The sequence below is a fragment of the Vibrio sp. D173a genome (assembly GCF_030248475.1).
This window is the reverse complement of the sequence record NZ_JAHGAH010000172.1, coordinates 1-1352: the sequence shown is the minus strand read 5'-3', so window position 1 is coordinate 1352 and position 1352 is coordinate 1. Positions and strand designations below refer to the sequence as shown.

At 49.4% G+C, this 1352-nt stretch carries 1 protein-coding gene; it reads right to left on the bottom strand.

Annotation, left to right across the window (positions count from 1 at the left end; genetic code table 11):
- On the bottom strand, window positions 1-1352 hold a 1352-nt coding region (locus tag KIV40_RS17335; RefSeq protein ID WP_285350448.1), incomplete at both ends, for a DUF4150 domain-containing protein.

Sequence of the window (1352 nt, the reverse complement as noted above, 5' to 3'; positions counted from 1 at the left end):
TTCATGAATGGCTCGACCGTATCGATGGTTTTGGTGGTGTTAACCACGGCTTCAATCGATTCACTCTCAATCGAGTGCAAGTCGTCTGCCGCTTTGATGACCTTTACGTTGTCAGTGTTCGCCAGAAGCTCGCTGGCTTTGGTTTGCATTTTACTGAACACGCCAGCAATAAGTTCGGGTAACTGCTTCATGTACGAGCTTAACGTATCGATGTGCTTATCGAACACATCCTCAGACAGGTACGCGTATTGCAGTTTACTGGCTTCATCACGTAAGAAGGTTAAACGACTTTTCACCTTGTTAAGCAGCGCGTCGAGTTCACTATTGATGCTCTTTTCTGCTGCTTGCCAATCGTAGTCAGCCAAATAGGTTTGTGGGTTGCCTTTACCTCGCGCACGCATGTACGCCAGCATTCGGTCAGTGGTCTCATGCGGTGCTAGCCTCAGCAGTACCGACAGTAACTCCCCTTCTTCTAATACTTGCGGCAGGGTATAAGCGAGCAGCGATTCAGTGGTATGCGGCAAAGGTTGGTCAAGGTTACCAATAAGAGCCTCACAGGTCTTTGATACATCGAATGTCGTATCTGGGTGATAATGGGTAAAGTGCTGAATGACCTCAGCACTGAGCATGTCTTGGAAATAGCGATCGCTACTCAACGTTTGACCAATACTGCCCCAAGCCGTGCCAACGGTCTCAATTCTGGTTGGCTGCCAAAAGCCGCGCTGACCTTTGGAAGCGATATTGAAAAAATCATCATCCGACTGGCTGTCTACATGGCGAGGGTTCTCGCGACGAACCGGAGTCACCACAAACGGGTCTTGACTCTCTTCGACCAGCAGCTTGACTTTCCCCCCTTTGAGCGGGTCCGCATCGCTGCGTCCTTTATCATCCAAAGTGGCTTCATATACCGTCGAACCTTGCTCATCACTGAGTTTAAATGGCGCATTCACCAGCCGTTGACCGTTTGGGTGACGCACACAAACGTCCATGATAAAGGTCTCTTCAAGATCTTCTTCGACCGAGAAAGATGGGTTCTGTACGCCGAAGCACATGGTATTGCCATTGTTCATGGTCATTTGATCACTCTGGCGCGCCACTCCTTTTCCTTCGATAAGGACATTCGGAGAAGACGTCACAAACTGTGCTTCTCCTTCAATGGTTCCTGAACTCACGCCTTTTTTATCGCCAGCGGCATCACCTGTACTTTTTGAGAACTTACTGCCTTGCAAGGCAATACTGTTGCCACCATCGGCTGTGACACTGGTTGAACCGTCCACCAAATCGGCAGATTTAGCGCTGTTGCCGTACGGAATAGGAACAACAGGCTTTCCGACTTTGGTCAAACAGACGTC